At 70.4% G+C, this 15,326-nt stretch carries 16 protein-coding genes; 7 read left to right on the forward strand and 9 right to left on the reverse strand.

Annotated features, from left to right (window positions below; all coding sequences use genetic code 11):
- Window positions 1-51 precede the first annotated feature (51 nt).
- On the reverse strand, window positions 52-1,662 hold the full coding sequence (locus ACRWNM_RS35005) for a DAK2 domain-containing protein (protein ID WP_431972490.1): 1,611 nt from the start codon (window positions 1,660-1,662) through the stop codon (window positions 52-54).
- Window positions 1,663-1,992: 330 nt separating this feature from the next.
- Between ACRWNM_RS35005 and rpmB the strand changes: the two genes are divergently transcribed.
- The 3 genes from rpmB (at window position 1,993) to ACRWNM_RS35020 (ending at window position 3,657) form a co-directional block, all read left to right on the forward strand.
- Entirely contained in the window at window positions 1,993-2,184 is a 192-nt protein-coding gene (rpmB, locus tag ACRWNM_RS35010; RefSeq protein WP_039799620.1) for a 50S ribosomal protein L28, read from the forward strand.
- A gap of 113 nt (window positions 2,185-2,297) precedes the next feature.
- A complete protein-coding gene (locus ACRWNM_RS35015; RefSeq protein WP_431972456.1) occupies window positions 2,298-2,813 on the forward strand; it encodes an N-acetyltransferase family protein in 516 nt (171 codons plus the stop codon).
- Window positions 2,814-2,868: 55 nt separating this feature from the next.
- A complete protein-coding gene (locus ACRWNM_RS35020) occupies window positions 2,869-3,657 on the forward strand; it encodes an enoyl-CoA hydratase/isomerase family protein (RefSeq protein WP_431972457.1) in 789 nt (262 codons plus the stop codon).
- Between the two features lies 1 nt (window position 3,658).
- Here ACRWNM_RS35020 and ACRWNM_RS35025 read toward each other — a convergent pair whose 3' ends face one another.
- The 4 genes from ACRWNM_RS35025 to ACRWNM_RS35040 form a co-directional block, all read right to left on the reverse strand.
- The gene (locus tag ACRWNM_RS35025) at window positions 3,659-4,540 is read right to left on the reverse strand and encodes an alpha/beta fold hydrolase (RefSeq protein WP_431972458.1); all 882 of its coding nucleotides are present in this window, start codon (window positions 4,538-4,540) and stop codon (window positions 3,659-3,661) included.
- 58 nt (window positions 4,541-4,598) lie between these two features.
- Window positions 4,599-4,862, reverse strand: a complete 264-nt coding sequence (locus tag ACRWNM_RS35030) for a hypothetical protein (protein ID WP_431972459.1) — start codon at window positions 4,860-4,862, stop codon at window positions 4,599-4,601.
- Between the two features lie 77 nt (window positions 4,863-4,939).
- Entirely contained in the window at window positions 4,940-5,623 is a 684-nt protein-coding gene (locus ACRWNM_RS35035; RefSeq protein ID WP_431972460.1) for a uracil-DNA glycosylase, read from the reverse strand.
- An 11-nt stretch (window positions 5,624-5,634) separates the two neighbouring features.
- A complete protein-coding gene (locus tag ACRWNM_RS35040) occupies window positions 5,635-6,630 on the reverse strand; it encodes a thiamine-phosphate kinase (protein ID WP_431972491.1) in 996 nt (331 codons plus the stop codon).
- 473 nt (window positions 6,631-7,103) lie between these two features.
- Between ACRWNM_RS35040 and ACRWNM_RS35045 the strand changes: the two genes are divergently transcribed.
- The gene (locus ACRWNM_RS35045) at window positions 7,104-7,619 is read left to right on the forward strand and encodes a DUF3515 domain-containing protein (protein WP_431972492.1); all 516 of its coding nucleotides are present in this window, start codon (window positions 7,104-7,106) and stop codon (window positions 7,617-7,619) included.
- A 24-nt stretch (window positions 7,620-7,643) separates the two neighbouring features.
- Here ACRWNM_RS35045 and ACRWNM_RS35050 read toward each other — a convergent pair whose 3' ends face one another.
- On the reverse strand, window positions 7,644-8,735 hold the full coding sequence (locus ACRWNM_RS35050) for a D-alanine--D-alanine ligase family protein (protein ID WP_431972461.1): 1,092 nt from the start codon (window positions 8,733-8,735) through the stop codon (window positions 7,644-7,646).
- An 87-nt stretch (window positions 8,736-8,822) separates the two neighbouring features.
- Window positions 8,823-9,833, reverse strand: a complete 1,011-nt coding sequence (locus ACRWNM_RS35055) for an NAD(P)H-dependent glycerol-3-phosphate dehydrogenase (protein ID WP_431972462.1) — start codon at window positions 9,831-9,833, stop codon at window positions 8,823-8,825.
- A 31-nt stretch (window positions 9,834-9,864) separates the two neighbouring features.
- On the opposite strand from ACRWNM_RS35055, the gene cofC reads away from it, so the two are divergent.
- From cofC to ACRWNM_RS35070, 3 genes are all read left to right on the forward strand, one after another.
- Complete coding sequence (gene cofC, locus ACRWNM_RS35060; protein WP_431972463.1) at window positions 9,865-10,548, forward strand: 2-phospho-L-lactate guanylyltransferase; 684 nt, start codon at window positions 9,865-9,867, stop codon at window positions 10,546-10,548.
- A 71-nt stretch (window positions 10,549-10,619) separates the two neighbouring features.
- On the forward strand, window positions 10,620-12,794 hold the full coding sequence (locus ACRWNM_RS35065) for an RNA degradosome polyphosphate kinase (protein WP_431972464.1): 2,175 nt from the start codon (window positions 10,620-10,622) through the stop codon (window positions 12,792-12,794).
- Window positions 12,795-12,814: 20 nt separating this feature from the next.
- Window positions 12,815-13,759, forward strand: coding sequence for an NUDIX hydrolase (locus tag ACRWNM_RS35070; RefSeq protein ID WP_431972465.1), 945 nt, complete (start codon window positions 12,815-12,817; stop codon window positions 13,757-13,759).
- 141 nt (window positions 13,760-13,900) lie between these two features.
- Here ACRWNM_RS35070 and ACRWNM_RS35075 read toward each other — a convergent pair whose 3' ends face one another.
- Both ACRWNM_RS35075 and leuD read right to left on the reverse strand, forming a co-directional pair.
- Entirely contained in the window at window positions 13,901-14,557 is a 657-nt protein-coding gene (locus tag ACRWNM_RS35075) for an HU family DNA-binding protein (protein WP_431972466.1), read from the reverse strand.
- Between the two features lie 157 nt (window positions 14,558-14,714).
- Window positions 14,715-15,323: a 3-isopropylmalate dehydratase small subunit gene (leuD, locus tag ACRWNM_RS35080; protein ID WP_431972467.1), complete on the reverse strand. Its 609-nt coding sequence runs from the start codon at window positions 15,321-15,323 to the stop codon at window positions 14,715-14,717.
- Between the last annotated feature and the right edge of the window lie 3 nt (window positions 15,324-15,326).

Raw genomic sequence — 15,326 nt, forward strand, 5'->3', positions numbered from 1 at the left:
GCTCCGCCATGCGCAACGCGCGCTGGCACATGATTCGCTCACTACGTTCGCTCATTCCACCCCGATCTGCGCCAGATCCCCTTGCTGCCCACCGGAATACACCGTGACCTCGACGCCGGGGAAGCTCCGCGCGATGTGCGCGCTCAATTCCTCGGCCAGACCGGCGGGCGCGTCCGCACCCATCAACAGGGTGACCAATTCGCCGCCGAGGCCGAGCATCCGGTCGAGCAGCGTCAGCGCCGCGCCGCGCACGTCGCGGTCGATCACCACCACGTCGTGGCCGACCAGGCCGAGTCCGTCGCCCGGCTCGCAGGTCCCGACCATGGTCAGTGCGCGGTGCGAGGCCGCCCGCAGCGCACCCCATCGGGTGGCCGCGGCCGCCTCCGACATCGCGAACGCGTCGTCCACGGCGATCCGGCCGCGATCGTGCACCGCGAGCGCCGCCAAGCCCTGCACCATGGAACCGCTCGGCAGCAGCAGCACGTCGCGGTGCGCGTCGCGAGCGGCGACACCGACGGCCACCAGTTCGTGCGCGGGCAGCGCGCCGTTGGGCAGCACGAGCACTTCGCGATGCGGCATCTGCCGGATCGCGGTGAGCAGCGCGGCCGAGGTGACCGGATGCGCGCCGAGCACCGCCGCGCCCGCCGCCTCGAACAGCGCCGCGGCGCCCGAGCCCGCGGCGACGGCCAGCACACCGCGATCGGCGGGGCCCGCGTCGCGCGGGCGCGGCGGCTCCAGATGATCGCGGCCGACCGGGGCCGTGATGGCGAAGCTCTCGATCCGGATGTCGCGCAGGGCGCCCGCCGCCAGCCCCGCCTCCACGGCGGCGCCCGCGTCGGCACAGTGCACGTGCGCGGACCAGTTCCCGCTGCCGTCGCCGACCACGACCACGGAATCGCCGAGCTCGGCGAGGCGCTCGCGCAGACGGGTGATGCGCGCCAGGTCGGTGTCGGACAGCTGGTACATCACCTCGAAATGCGGCTCGTCGCCCGCGCTGTCCACGACTTCCGCGGCCTCCGCGACCGCGGCGAATTCACCAGGCAGGTACTCGGGCCTGGTCGGCGTCTCGCCGAGGACGACCGCGACCAGCGCGTCCAGCAGCACCACCAGACCGCGCGCGCCCGCGTCGACCACGCCCGCCGCCCGCAGGACACCGAGCTGGGACGGGGTCTCGCCGAGCGCCTTCGCCGCGCCGTCGGCGGCGGCCACGGCGACCTCGGCGAGCGTGTCCTCGGCGCAGGCCGACGCGCAGTCGGCCGCGCACTCCAGCACGGTGAGGATGGTGCCCTCGACCGGGACGCTCAACGCCTCGCGGACCAGGGCCGCGGCGCGGTGCAAGGCGGCGCGCAGGGTCGTCGCGGTGAGCGGTCCCTCCGTAGTCGCCTCCGCGATGCCGCGCAGCACCTGCGAGAGGATGATGCCGGAATTCCCCCGCGCGCCCGCGGTGGCGCCGCGCGCCAGTGCCGCGGCGACCTGATTCGCGCTCGCCGCGGCCTGCGCGGCGTCGGCCGCCTGCACGGCCGCGCGCATGGTGGCCAGCAGATTGGTCCCGGTGTCGGCGTCGGCGACGGGGAAGACATTGAGCGCGTTGATCTCCGCGCGGCGCTCTTCGAGGTCGTCCAGACAGAGGCGGCTCCAGAGCCTCAGCGCCGCGCCGTCCATCTCGTCCCGCTGCCCCGGCACCGTCACCTCGCTCCCTTCTCGCCCACCGGCGTCACCACCGTTCGCCAGGTTAGCTGGCGATACCGACAGCGGGCGCGTGACACCGAATCGGTATGCTCGACGGGTGTTCGACGGCCGGGACGGCCCGTCCGACCGGGTCCCGGTTTGGCGGATCGGCACGGCATTGGCTACCCTTGCTGGGTTGCTCGTGCGGCCTGAAGCTGGCCTGCGCTGGCCGACGTCAGTCGGCAGGGCACATCACGACATTGTTTCCGGACATGCCGCATCATTGTGCGGCGGTCCCCACATGACATGAAGGAGTTCGCGACTATGGCTGCCGTCTGCGACGTCTGCGCCAAGGGCCCCGGCTTCGGGAAGTCGGTCTCGCACTCGCACCGGCGCACCAACCGTCGCTGGAACCCGAACATCCAGACCGTGCGCGCGCAGGTTGCCCCGGGCAACACCCGCCGCATGAACGTGTGCACCTCCTGCCTGAAGGCGGGCAAGGTCGCTCGCGGCTGATTCGGCCGCCGGTCGATCAGCACCAAGACACACGCCCCGGCGCCCGACAAGGGTGGTCCGGGGCGTCGTCGTCGGTAGGTATTCCAGTACGCCGACCACAGCGGGGACATCGGATGGCCGAGGCGCCCTCGCGAGCATGGCGGATCACGCCGCTCGCCGCCGAACACGTGCACAGCTTGGCCGAATGCCACATCGCCTGCTGGCGTGAGGCCTACCGCGGCCTGGTCCCCGCTCACGTGCTCGACGCCTTCGACGTGGATCGGCGGGCCGAGGCGTGGGACCGCGTCCGCACCGCCCATCCCGACAGCACGCACGTCGCGGTCGTCGGCGACTCCGTCATCGGGTTCGCGAGTTCGGGCCTGTCCCGGGACCGTGCCCCGGTCGCTCCGATCGAACTCAACGCGCTGTACGTGCGCGCCGGCTGGTACGGCACGGGCCTGGCCGACCAACTGCTGGCCGCCGCCGTCGACCCGGATCGGCCGTGCTCGCTATGGGTGTTCGAGGACAATCCGCGCGCCCAGGCCTTCTACCGCAAGCACGGTTTCGCGCTGGAGGGTGCGCGCAAGGTGGAGGACTTCACCGTCGCGATGCAGGTGCGGATGATTCGCCCGGCCCGCGCGACCGGGTAGCCCGAAGCCGGAACGGGCGTCGAGATCCCGCCCGAGCGAACGATAGTGTTCCCTCATGACTTCCACCGCGCAGACCGACTACGTCACGACCGTCGACGACGTCCTCCAGATCACGATCGCCACTGCCGCCAACGGCACCTCGATGGATTTCGCCGGGATCACCGCGGGCACCGCGGCGCTCGCCGACCTCGGCCCCGAGATCGGCGCGGTCGTGCTCGTCGGATCGGGCGCGAACTTCTGCGCGGGCGGCGACGTGCGCGGCTTCGCCGCCGCCGAGGATCGCGCCGCCCACATCCACGGCCTGGCGACCGACCTGCACGCGTTCGTCCGCGCACTGGACGAGACCCGCGTGCCGGTGCTCGCCGCGGTGCAGGGCTGGGCGGCGGGCGCGGGCATGAGCCTGGTCTGCGCCGCGGATATCGCGCTGGGCGGCCCGTCCACCAAGCTGCGCCCCGCCTACCCCGGCATCGGCCTGAGCCCCGACGGCGGCATGTCGTGGACGCTGCCCCGCATCGTCGGCGCGGGACGGGCCAGCGAGATCCTGCTCACCGACGCCGTCCTCGACGCCGAGGAGGGCGTGCGGCTGGGCATCCTCAGCCGCCTCGTCGCGGACGACGAAGTGCGCAGCGCGACACTCGCGCTCGCGCAGGAGCTGGCGCGCGGGCCGCGCTCCACCCATGCCAGCATCAAATCGCTTCTGGCACAGTCGGATTCGACGACGCTGAGCGAACAGCTGGACCTGGAGCGCGATTTCATCGCCACGGCGGCGAACAGCCGCACCGGCCGGGAAGGGGTGGACGCCTTCGTGGCCAAGCGCAAGCCCGACTACCGGAACCCGGCCTGAGCTACGTCAGGTTCTCCACCACGAACTTCGCGACCGCGTCGGTGAAGGCGTCGTTGTCGTCACCGGCCGCGGTGTGCGCCGCGCCGCCGATCTCGACCAGTTCGGCGTGCGGCACCAGCGCCTGGAACGCCGCCGCGCCCTCGGCGCTCACCACATCGGACTGCATGCCGCGCACCAGCAGCACCGGGATGCGCAGCCGCGCGGCGGCCGCCTCCATCTGCTCGGTCATCGCGCTCGGATCCTCGACGCGGTCGCGCAGCATGTCCGGGTCCCAGTGCCAGTACCAGCGGCCGTCGCGCTCGCGCAGATTGCGGCGCAGGCCGTCGGTGTTCTTCGGCCGCGGCCGGTGCGGCAGATACTCCGCGACCGCGTCGGCAGCCTGTTCGAGGGTGTCGAAGCCGTCGCGATGTTTGCTGAGGAAGTCGATCACCCGGGCGACGCCCTCGGGCTCGGGGCGGGTGACGATGTCGACGAGCACCAGCGCGCGGATCGCCGCGCCGCCCGGCGTGGCCGAGGTCAGCAGTCCGGTGATGCCGCCCATGCTGGCGCCGACCACGACCGCACCCCCGCCCGGTGCGGCCGCGGCATCGAGCTGTTCGAGCACGAGCGTCAGATCCGCGACCATCGTCTCGCGCGTGTAGTCGCGGTCCGGCGACCACTGGCTGTCGCCGTGGCCGCGGGCGTCCAGGGTGATCACCCGCATCCCGGCCGCGGCCAGTTTCGCGCCGGTCTGCTTCCACGAGTGCCTGGTCTGTCCGCCGCCGTGCAGAAAGACGACGAGCGGGCCGCCGACCGGGCCGAACTGGTCGGCGGCCAGCTCGATGCCACCCGAACCGCGCAGCCGCAGCCGGGTGGGCTCGAGAAGATTGTTCGCATTACTCACGATCTGAGGATCGCACAGTACGTGCACGGCTCGTCGTGAGCCTCGGTGAACTCGGTGCTCAGCAGTCCAGGCGCATGGCGCTGAAGGTGCGCTGGAACAGGCACGCGACCTTCGCGTTCACCGACGCCGAGATGGTGGAGGAGCCGGTCGAGGTGAACTCCTCGGCCACCGGCGCCGCAGGCGCGGTCTCGCTGGTCTCCACGGCGGGTTCCAGTTTCAGCGGCGCGGCGGTGGCCGCCGACGTGGCGCCCGCGATAGCGGCGGCCATGGCCAGCGTGGCGGTGGTGCCGCGCAGGGCGCCGCGAACGGTGTTGTGCTGCATTGCAGTGCTCCTCGATATCGTGTTCGTGCGGTGATGCGGGTGGTGCTGATTCCCGGCGGGCCGGGAGGCGAGCGGGATCAGGGCAGGCGCCAGTCGACCGGTTCGGCGCCCAGTTCATCGAGCAGTTCGTTGACCCGCGAGAACGGGCGCGAGCCGAAGAACCCGCGGGACGCGGACAGCGGCGAGGGATGCGCGGACTCGATGTAGGGCACCTCGGCCTGGCTCAGCAGCGGCTTCAGCGTCGAGGCGTCGCGACCCCACAGGATCGCCACCAGCGGCTCGTCGCGCGCGACGAGCGCGCGGATGGCCTGCTCGGTGACCGCCTCCCAGCCCTTGCCGCGGTGCGAGGCGGGCTGGCCGGGCGAGACGGTGAGCACGCGGTTGAGCAGCAGCACGCCCTGGTCCGACCACGGGCTCAGATCGCCGCAGGAGGGCGTCGGGTGGCCGAGGTCCTTGTGCAGCTCGGAGAAGATGTTGGCCAGGCTGCGCGGTACGGGCGAAACATCTGGCGCCACAGAGAAACTCAGTCCCATGGCGTGGCCGGGCGTCGGGTACGGATCCTGGCCGACGATCAGCACGCGCACCTTGTCGAACGGCCGCTGGAAAGCGCGTAGCACGTTCTCCCCCGCGGGCAGGTAGCCGCGGCCCGCGGTGTTCTCGGTTCGCAGGAATTCACCCATCTCCGCGATCCGGTCCTCGACCGGCTGCAAGGCCTGTGCCCAGCCCGAATCCATGATTTCCGACAGTGGTTTCGCACCCATGACCGCACAACCTATCGTGGCTCGGGCCCGGACGCCGAGTCCGCCCCACGGAACGATTCCCAGCCGCTGCCGCCCCGGTGCGGCGCACCGTCGACGGTGACCCTCGACCCGGCCGTCACGCGGCCGATCGCACGCCATCCTTCCGGCAGCTCAGCGCCCTCCGGCCAGGTCCCGGCGAAGGCGTGATCCTCGCCCCCGGCCAGAACCCATTGCGCCGCATCGGCATCCAGCCTGCGCGCGAGCGCGTCCAGCGCGGGGTCGCGCAGCGCGGCCGCGTCGAGATCGATCGCGACACCCGAGGCGTCGGCGATATGACCGAGATCGGCGAGCAGTCCGTCGGAGATATCGGTGAGCGAGTGTCCCGCTCGCCACGTCGAACCGAGTACCGCCTCGTAGGGCGGCTGCGGAACCCGGTGGGCGGCAAACGCTTCGGCGAACTCCTCGGCGTCGACGCCCCGCGTGAGCGCGGCCAGTCCCGCGGCCGACCAGCCGAGCCTGCCCGCCACGGCGACCGTGTCTCCCACGCGCGCACCGGCTCTGGTGACCGGCGTGCCGCCGCGCAGATCGCCGAACGCGGTGACCGAGAGGACCAACTCGGGGCTGCGGACCAGATCGCCGCCCGCGATCGAGCCGCCCGCGCGCGCCGCCTCGGCCCACAGGCCGTCGGCCAGTTCGTCGATCACCGCGACGGGAGTCTCGGCGGGGCAGCCGAGCGCCACCACGAAGGCCGTCGGCGCCGCGCCCATGGCGACCACGTCGGCGGCGTTCTGCGCGATCGCCTTGCGGCCGATCTCCCTTGGGCTCGACCAGTCACGCCGGAAGTGGCGTCCCTCGACCAGCATGTCGGTGGTCACCACGAACCGGCCGTCGGGCGCGGCGACCAGCGCCGCGTCGTCACCGGGGCCGAGCAGCACGGCGGGCGCCTGCACCCGGCGGGCGTTGATGCGCTCGATCAGCGCGAACTCTCCCAGCTCACGCACCGTCCGCGGCGCCGCGCTCTCGCTGATGACCGGTCCCCTTCCGAGGTAATGCCAGCTGAAATCGGCTCGACGGTACCCTGTCCTGGGCAATCGAGACCACCGAGTCGGTGCGCGCGCCCGCCGCGACGCAGGCAGCGCGACCCGCGCCGACCGGCTCCAGCGAGCGCGAAGAGGAAGGACCGGTACGCATGGCGGCGGACTCGTCGGACAGCGACTCGTCGAAGGGCCATGACCCCACCGACGACGACAAGCCGACCGGCCTCGGCAAGGGGGCGGCCGCGGATCGGTCCGCCGACCGGTCGGACACCGTCGAGCAGCCCGAAGCCTCGGACGAGCCGCGTCCCGACGGCTCCGACGCTGCCGGGGACTCGCGCGCCGACGAGGAATCCGAGGCCACCGGCGAGAAGCCCGTCACCGGCGAGGCCGACGAAAGTACCAGCACCACAGGAGATTCCGACGCCGACGACGCGAACGAGGAATCCCGCCCGTACCCGCCCGCCTTGATCGCGACGGCGGTAGCACTGCCGGTGGTTCTGGTGGTCGCCGTCCTGGTCGCCGCCGTGCTGGCCCGCCGCATGCCGGTGGAGCGGGAGCCGCTGGCGCTCGGCCCGGTGCCCGCGCCCGCCGCGGAGGGCGAAGCCTGCACCAAGCTGCTGCCCGCGTTGCCCGCCGAGCTGGGCGAGTTCACCAAGTCGACCCTGGTGGAACCCGCTCCGCCCGCCACCCGCGCCTGGCAGCGCCCGGACGGCGGGAACGCCATCGTGCTGCGCTGCGGGCTGGATCGACCGCTGGAATTCCATCGCGCCTCGCCGTTGCAGATCGTCAACGACGTGCAGTGGTTCGAGGTGCGCGACGACGCGGCCGAGGCGAGCACCTGGTTCGCCGTCGACCGCGGCACCTACATCGCGCTGACGGTGCCCGACGGTTCGGGGCCGACTCCGCTCCAGGAGGTCTCCGACACCATCACGGCGAACCTGCCCGCCACGGAGCTCGATCCGGGCCCGCTGCCGAACTGATCCGCGCGGCAGCCTTCGCAGCGGTCAGCGCAGGCCGGTGCCGCGCACCAGCGCGGTGTCGATCAAGGTCGAGATCAGGACGTTGTAGTCGATCCCGGTCGCCTCCCACATGCGGGGATACATGGAGATCGCGGTGAAGCCGGGCATGGTGTTGATCTCGTTGATCACCGGCCCCTGCTCGGTGACGAAGAAGTCCACGCGGGCCAGCCCCTGGCAGTCGAGGGCGCGGAAGGCGCGCACCGCCAGCTCCCTGATCTGCTCGGCCACCTCGTCGTCGAGCTTCGCTGGCACGTCGAACTCGCAGACGTCGTCGAGGTATTTGGTGTCGAAGTCGTAGAACTCGGGAGCGTCGTCGTCGGGCATCCTGATCTCGGCGATCACGCTGGCCTCCACCCGGCCGTCCGGGAATTCCAGCACGCCGCATTCCACCTCGCGACCGACGATGCCCGCCTCCACGATCACCTTCGGATCGTGTGCGCGCGCCGTCGCGATGGCGGTGTCCAGCTCGCTCCAGTCGTCCACCTTCGTGATGCCGAGCGAGGAACCGGCGCGGGCGGGTTTGACGAACACCGGAAGCCCGAGCCGTTCCCGCTCGGCCGCCGACAGCGTCGCGACGCCGGGTCGCAGCACCACCTGCGTGCCGATCGGCAGGCCATCGGCCGCGAGCAGCTTCTTGGTGAATTCCTTGTCCATGCCAGCGGCGCTGGCCAGCACGCCGGGTCCCACGTACGGGACACCCGCGAGCTCGAGCATGCCCTGCAAGGTGCCGTCCTCGCCGAACGGGCCGTGCAGGATCGGGAACACCACGTCGACCGAGCCGAGCGCGGCGCCCGGGTCGTCCAGCGCCACCAGCGACCCCGAACGCTGCGGGTCGGGGGTCAGCGTCAGTGCGGTGCCGGAGGCGTCGACGGAGGGCAGCGCGTCGTCCTTGCGGCGCAGCGCGGCGACGTCGGCGCCGCCGAGCACCCAGCCGCCCTCGGTGGTGATGCCGATCGGGACGGCCTCGTACTTCTCCGGATCCAGGTTCCGCAGCACGCTGCCGGCCGACAGACACGAGACGGCGTGCTCATTGCTGCGCCCGCCGAACACCACAGCCACCCTGATCCGGTTCGTCATGCCCCGAACCGTACCCGCCCGCGGCGGCGCGGCGATCGCGGACCGGGCCGGTGGGCGGCGGTCATAGCGACCGCTACCCTGCGGCGATCACTCGGGCTTGACGCGCCGCCCCAGCAGATTCTCGACGGCTTCGCGCATCGAGAGGCCCTCGTGGCACACCTGGTGCACCGCGTTGGTGAGCGGCATTTCCACCTCGTGCGCGGCGGCCAGTGCGCGCACCGATGTGCACGACTTCACACCCTCGGCCACCTGTCCATGGGTGGCCTCCTGGGCTGCCTCCATCGATCCGCCCGCGCCGAGCACTTGCCCGAAGGACCGATTGCGCGACAGCGGCGAGGTACAAGTCGCGACCAGGTCGCCGACCCCGGCGAGGCCCGCGAGCGTCACAGGCTCGGCGCCGAGCGCGACGCCGAGCCGGATGATCTCGGCGAGGCCGCGGGTGATCAGGCTGGCGATGGAGTTGTCACCGAGACCCATGCCGGAGGCGATGCCGCAGGCCAGCGCGATGACGTTCTTGCACGCGCCGCCGATCTCGCAGCCGATCACGTCGGTGTTGGTGTACGGCCGGAAATAGCCGGTGTTGCTGGCCTGCTGCACCGCCTCCGCGCGGGCGGTGTCGGCGCACGCGATCACGGTGGCCGCGGGCTGACCGGCCGCGATCTCCTTGGCCAGATTGGGCCCGGACAGCACCGCGATGCGGCTCGGCTCGGTGCCGGTCACCTCGGCGATGACCTGGCTCATCCGCAGCAGCGTGCCCGTTTCGATGCCCTTGGCGAGGTTCAGCAGCGTGGCGTCGTGCTCGGTGATCGCGCCGTGCAGCGCCGGTTTCCACGCCTCGAGATTCGCGCGCAGAGATTGGGACGGCACGGCGAGCACCACGAGCTGCGCACCGTCCAGCGCCCGCTCGTGATCGTCGGTGGCGGCCACCGGCGGCAGCTGCACACCGGGCAGGTAGAAGGGATTGCGATGCTCGGAGGCCAACGCCTCGGCCACCTCGGCGCGCCGGGCCCAGATGGTGACCTCGGTTCCGGCGTCTGCCAACACCTTCGCGAACGCGGTGCCCCACGATCCCGCGCCAAGTACTGCCGCCCTCGTCATCTGCCCAATATGCCATGGAAGGATTGGGACCATGCGCCCGCACGCCGTGCACGCCGTGATCGCGGTCAAGAGCCTCGATCTGGCCAAGAGCCGACTGGCCGACCGGCTGCGCCCGGAGCACCGGGCGCGGCTGGTGCTCGCCATGCTCGCCGACACCGTGTCGGCCGCCGCGGCGGTCTCGCAGGTCCGGTCGGTCACCGTCGTCACCCCGGATCCCGCAGTCGCCGAGCTGGCGGGCGGGCTCGGCGCGCACGTGCACCCGGAACCGCGCATCGCCGACTCCGACGGACTGAACACCGCGCTGTCCGACGCCGCGACCGCGTTGCGCAGGCGCCACGGCGCGGTCGAACTGCTCGCACTGCAAGCGGATCTGCCTGCGCTGCGCCCCGAGGAACTGGCGGACATGCTGGCGGTCGCGCCGGTCGGCAGGCGCGCGGTGGTCGTCGACCACGCCGGGACCGGCACGGCCGCGCTCGTCGTCCGCGACGGCGTCGCGCCGCTGGATCCGCGGTTCGGCGCCGACTCCGCCCGACAGCACATCGCGGCGGGCGCAGCGGATCTGACCGGACACTGGCCGGGACTGCGCCTCGATGTCGACACCGCCGCGGATCTCGACCTGGCGGTCGAACTCGGGGCGGGCGACGCCACCCGCGCTGTGCTGCGTGACATCGGCTGGTCCTGTCGTGTTCACGAACCCTTTCGTCACGTGTGCTAGGGGATCGCCGAAACGGCGTGATCCGGCCTGCAATCCCGATGTGGACCTGCACACCGCGCGGTTCGTAGGGGATGATCGTTGACGTGAGCGATACGGAAACCGTCAAGCAACAGCAGCTGCTGCCCACGCCTCCACCGGCCGTCACCCCGGTGCAGTCGGACCAGGCTCCGCAGCGGTTGCCACGTGATCGCTACCTGAACAGGGAACTGAGCTGGCTCGACTTCAACGCCAGGGTGCTCGCCCTCGCGGAGGACGCCTCGCTGCCGTTGCTCGAACGCGCCAAATTCCTCGCGATCTTCGCGTCCAATCTCGACGAGTTCTACATGGTCCGGGTCGCCGGGCTGAAGCGTCGCGCCGAGACCGGGCTGTCGGTGCGTTCGGCCGACGGCCGCTCGCCGAGCGAGCAACTGGAGCTGATCGCGGCCCGCGCGCAGGAGATCGCGGACCGGCACGCGCGGGCCTTCCTCGATTCGGTGCTGCCCGCGCTCACCGCCGAGGGCATCGCCATCATCGTGTGGCGCGACCTGAACGACGATGAGCGCCAGCGGCTCTCGGCCTACTTCCAGGATCAGGTCTTTCCGGTGCTGACCCCGCTGGCCGTCGATCCGGCACACCCGTTCCCCTACATCAGCGGACTGAGCCTCAACCTCGCCGTGACGGTGAAGGACTCCGCCACCGGCGGCGAGCACTTCGCCAGGGTGAAGGTCCCCGACAACGTGGACCGCTTCGTGCGCGTGCGGCGCAACTCGTCCGGTTCCTCGGTCGCCGCCTTCCTGCCGATGGAAGAACTCATCGCCGCGCACCTGGATCAGCTCTTCCCCGGCATGGACGTGGTGGAGCACCACTCCTTCCGGATCACCCGCAACGCCGACTTCGAGGTCGACGAGGACCGCGACGAGGACCTACTACAGGCGCTGGAGCGCGAGCTGGCCCGCCGCCGCTTCGGATCGCCGGTGCGGCTCGAAGTCTCCGACGACATGACCGAGCACATGCTCGATCTGCTGTTGCGCGAACTCGACGTGCATCCCGGGGACGTGATCCAGGTGCCCGGCCTGCTCGACCTGTCCTGCCTGTGGCAGGTGTACGGCGTGGACCGGCCGAACCTGAAGGACGCGCCCTACGTTCCGGCCACCCCGCCCGCCTTCGGCGAGCGCGAGACCCCGCGCAACGTCTTCCAGGCGCTGCGCGAGGGCGATGTGCTGGTGCACCACCCGTACGACTCGTTCTCCACCAGCGTCCAGCGCTTCATCGAGCAGGCGGCCGCCGACCCGCAGGTGCTCGCGATCAAGCAGACCCTCTACCGCACCTCCGGCGACTCCCCGATCGTCAACGCGCTCATCGACGCGGCCGAGGCGGGCAAGCAAGTGGTCGCCCTGGTGGAGATCAAGGCCCGCTTCGACGAGCAGGCCAACATCAAATGGGCACGGGCGCTGGAGCAGGCGGGCGTGCACGTCGTGTACGGCCTGATCGGTCTCAAGACGCACTGCAAGACCTGCCTGGTGGTGCGGCGCGAGGGTTCGACCATCCGCCGCTACTGCCACATCGGCACCGGCAACTACAACCCGAAGACGGCCCGCCTCTACGAGGACGTCGGATTGCTCACCGCCGCACCGGAAATCGGCGCCGACCTCACCGACCTGTTCAACTCGCTGACCGGCTACTCCCGAAAAGCCAACTACCACAACCTGCTTGTCGCTCCGCAGGGCGTGCGCGCCGGCATCATCGACCGCATCCAGCGCGAGACCGAGCTCGCGCTGGAGGGCGTCGACGCGCGAATCCGCCTGAAGGCCAACGCGATCGTGGACGAGCAGGTGATCGACGCACTGTACCGCGCCTCGCAAGCGGGGGTGCCGGTGCAGATCGTGGTGCGCGGCATCTGCGGGCTGCGTCCCGGCGTGCCCGGCATGAGCGACAACATCGAGGTGCGCTCCATCCTCGGCCGCTTCCTCGAGCATTCGCGGATCATGCACTTCCAAGCGCAGGACGAGTACTGGATCGGCAGCGCCGACATGATGCACCGCAACCTGGACCGCCGGGTCGAGGTGATGGCGCAGGTGAAGGATCCCAAGTTGCGCGAGCAGTTGGGCGCCGTCTTCGACTCCGCCCTGTATCCCACCACCCGCTGCTGGGTACTCCAACCGGATGGCAGCTGGCAGGCCTCGCCGGAGCACGCCGGCGAGGACGGTGAGCAAGTGCGCGACCATCAAGAATTCCTCATGCGACTGCGGAGACCGGAACGACCGTGAATGCCACGACGGGATACGAAATGGACGGGGGCCCATTCTGGGATCCCCGAGTGACGGCCAATATTCACGCCGCTGGCGCCGTGCTGTGGCGCCGCGCCCCCGCGGCGCCCGGCGGCGTCGAGATCGCGGTCGTCCACCGGCCCAAATACCAGGATTGGTCGCTGCCCAAGGGCAAGCTCGACCCGGGTGAGACCCCGGTGCTGGCCGCCGTGCGCGAAGTGCGCGAGGAGACCGGCCTCGACTCCCGTCTCGGCCGCTACCTCGGGCACGTCACCTACCCCGTTCCCGGCCATCGCAAACTCAAACGCGTCGATTACTGGGCGGCGGAAGTGGCGGGCGGCGAATTCACCGCCAATTCCGAAGTGGACGTGCTGACCTGGTATCCGCTCGATCGGGTGATGGACGCGCTGTCCTATCCGATGGATCGCCAGGTCGTGCGGGCATTCAGCAGACTGCCCGCCGCCACCGACACCCTGTTGCTGGTGCGGCACGCGAAAGCGGGCCACCGCGACCGATTCGACGGTCCCGACGACGAACGTCCGCTGGAGCGCGCCGGACGCGACCAGGCCCAGGCATTGGTGCCGCATCTGCTGGCTTTCGGCGCGAGCGAGATCTATTCGGCCGATCCCGCGCGGTGCGTGCAGTCGGTGGAGCCGCTGGCCGAGAAACTCGGTGTGGAGATCCATCTGGAGCCGCTGCTGTCCGAAAGCGGTTACGCGGCAGCGCGGGACGAGGCCAGGGAACGCGCCGTCGAGCTGGAGCCGCACGGCGCGGTGCGGGTTGTGTGCAGCCAGGGCAAGGTGATTCCCGATCTGCTGTCCTGGTGGGCGGGCCGGTCCGGGCTCACCCTTCCACCCGCGCGCAACCGCAAGGGCAGCGTATGGGTGCTGTCTTTCGCGGGCGGGCGGATGGTGGCCGCCGATCACCTCGACCGGTCGCTGTCGACGGGCTTGGTGAAGCCGTAGGGCCATCGAGCCCGCCGAAGGCGCGCTAGGAGATCCCCGCCCCGAAACCGGGTGCGGACAGACCGAAACGGCCCCGGGGCGATCCCCGGGGCCGTTTCCGGTCCGTATGGCTGGTCAGTCGGCCGGGCCGCCGACCGATCCTCAGCGTGCGCGGCGGGCCGGAGCCTTCTTGGCCGCGGTCTTCTTCGCAGGGGCCTTCTTCGCCGCTGTGGTCTTCTTGGCGGCGGTGGCCTTGGTAACCGTCTTCTTGGCCGCGGTCTTCTTGGCCGCGGTGGCCTTGGCGGCCGTCTTCTTGGCGGGAGCCTTCTTCGCGACGGTCTTGGCGGCGGTCTTCCTGGCGGTGGTCTTCGCAGGAGCCTTGGCCGCAGCCTTCTTGGCCGTCGTCTTGGCGGGCGCCTTGGTGGCGGTCGCCTTCTTGGCGGCGGCCTTCTTCGCCGCCGTCTTCTTGGCGGCCGCCTTCTTCGCGGCCACAGGGGCATTCACGCCGCGCTTGACCGCAGGGCCGGTCGCCGCGAGCTTCTGCTTGCCCGCGATGACCGCCTTGAACTGGGCGCCGGGACGGAACGCGGGCACCGAAGTCGGCTTGACCTTGACGGTTTCGCCGGTGCGCGGGTTCCGAGCCACACGGGCAGCACGCTTACGCTGTTCGAACACACCGAATCCGGTGATCGTGACGCTCTGGCCTTTGTGCACCGCGCGCACGATGGTGTCCACAACATGCTCGACTGCCGCGGTAGCCGTGCGCCTGTCCGTACCCAACTTTTCGGTCAGAACGTCGATCAGTTCCGCCTTGTTCATTGAATCCTCCGCAGACTAATGGCCCGTCGTCGGACCGACTAGGTACCACGGTAAACCCACTTTGAGCAAGAGTCTATGTGCCACGCCAAAATTCATGGTGGTTTAGCACACGTCTAGCTACCGCCCACCATGACGTCCAGCTATCGTCCCTGATTGATTACGCCTGCGAAATATGCGCGGGCAGGGTGGTGGGCTTCCAAGCCGGCCTTGCCTTTTCGAACTCGGTGATGACGTCGCTACGCCGCAGCGTCAGACCGATGTCGTCCAAACCCTCGAGCAGACGCCACCGGGTGTAGTCATCAATATCGAACGGCAACACGACGGTTCCCGCCGTCACGGTGCGCGCCTGGAGATCCACTACCAATTCGAGACCGGGCTGTTCCTCGATCATCTTCCAGAGCAATTCGACATCGTTCTGTGACATCTGGGCCGCCAACAGGCCACCCTTGCCCGCATTGCCACGGAAGATGTCGGCGAATCGGGGCGAGATGACCACCCGAAAGCCGTAGTCCGACAGAGCCCATACGGCATGCTCGCGTGAGGAACCGGTACCGAAATCCGGACCCGCAACCAGCACACTACCCCGGTTGAAGGGCTCGGTGTTCAAAATGAAGTCCGGGTCCGTTCGCCAGCCCGCGAACAGTCCGTCCTCGAATCCGGTTCGAGTGACCCGCTTCAGATAGACCGCCGGGATGATCTGGTCGGTGTCGACGTTGGAGCGGCGCAGCGGTACACCGATCCCCTTGTGCACGGTGAAGGCTTCCATCGG

The organism is Nocardia sp. bgisy134, assembly GCF_965341865.1.
Lineage (GTDB): Bacteria > Actinomycetota > Actinomycetes > Mycobacteriales > Mycobacteriaceae > Nocardia.

Coding starts and splice junctions, on each gene's coding strand:
- ACRWNM_RS35005 (WP_431972490.1), bottom strand. CDS start 1,662: ATGGACGGCGCGGCGCTGAGGCTCTGGAGCCGCCTCTGTCTGGACGAC.
- rpmB (WP_039799620.1), top strand. CDS start 1,993: ATGGCTGCCGTCTGCGACGTCTGCGCCAAGGGCCCCGGCTTCGGGAAG.
- ACRWNM_RS35015 (WP_431972456.1), top strand. CDS start 2,298: ATGGCCGAGGCGCCCTCGCGAGCATGGCGGATCACGCCGCTCGCCGCC.
- ACRWNM_RS35020 (WP_431972457.1), top strand. CDS start 2,869: ATGACTTCCACCGCGCAGACCGACTACGTCACGACCGTCGACGACGTC.
- ACRWNM_RS35030 (WP_431972459.1), bottom strand. CDS start 4,862: ATGCAGCACAACACCGTTCGCGGCGCCCTGCGCGGCACCACCGCCACG.
- ACRWNM_RS35035 (WP_431972460.1), bottom strand. CDS start 5,623: ATGGGTGCGAAACCACTGTCGGAAATCATGGATTCGGGCTGGGCACAG.
- ACRWNM_RS35050 (WP_431972461.1), bottom strand. CDS start 8,735: ATGACGAACCGGATCAGGGTGGCTGTGGTGTTCGGCGGGCGCAGCAAT.
- ACRWNM_RS35055 (WP_431972462.1), bottom strand. CDS start 9,833: ATGACGAGGGCGGCAGTACTTGGCGCGGGATCGTGGGGCACCGCGTTC.
- cofC (WP_431972463.1), top strand. CDS start 9,865: ATGCGCCCGCACGCCGTGCACGCCGTGATCGCGGTCAAGAGCCTCGAT.
- ACRWNM_RS35065 (WP_431972464.1), top strand. CDS start 10,620: ATGATCGTTGACGTGAGCGATACGGAAACCGTCAAGCAACAGCAGCTG.
- ACRWNM_RS35070 (WP_431972465.1), top strand. CDS start 12,815: ATGGACGGGGGCCCATTCTGGGATCCCCGAGTGACGGCCAATATTCAC.
- ACRWNM_RS35075 (WP_431972466.1), bottom strand. CDS start 14,557: ATGAACAAGGCGGAACTGATCGACGTTCTGACCGAAAAGTTGGGTACG.
- leuD (WP_431972467.1), bottom strand. CDS start 15,323: ATGGAAGCCTTCACCGTGCACAAGGGGATCGGTGTACCGCTGCGCCGC.